Genomic DNA, 254 nt, shown 5'->3' on the forward strand with positions numbered 1-254 from the left:
GGCGACGCTCGCCGCGTGGTTCACGTTCAACGGCACGCAGCTCACGTGGATCCTGATCGGCTACGGCTTCGTCGCATCGGTGCTGCCGGTGTGGCTGCTGCTCGCGCCGCGCGACTACCTGTCGACGTTCCTGAAGATCGGCACGATCCTCGGCCTCGCGATCGGCATCCTGGTCGTCGCACCGGAACTGAAGATGCCCGCGCTGACGAAGTTCGTCGACGGCACGGGCCCGGTGTGGTCAGGCAACCTGTTCC

1 protein-coding gene is annotated in these 254 nt (G+C 66.5%); it reads left to right on the forward strand.

Annotated elements, in window-relative coordinates; translation table 11 throughout:
• Positions 1–254 (forward strand): carbon starvation CstA family protein (locus SB751_RS33025; RefSeq protein ID WP_410749378.1); only part of this gene is annotated, 254 nt, incomplete at both ends.

This window comes from Cupriavidus sp. SIMBA_020, from assembly GCF_046535395.1.
In the GTDB taxonomy this organism is placed as follows: Bacteria; Pseudomonadota; Gammaproteobacteria; order Burkholderiales; family Burkholderiaceae; genus Cupriavidus; species Cupriavidus campinensis.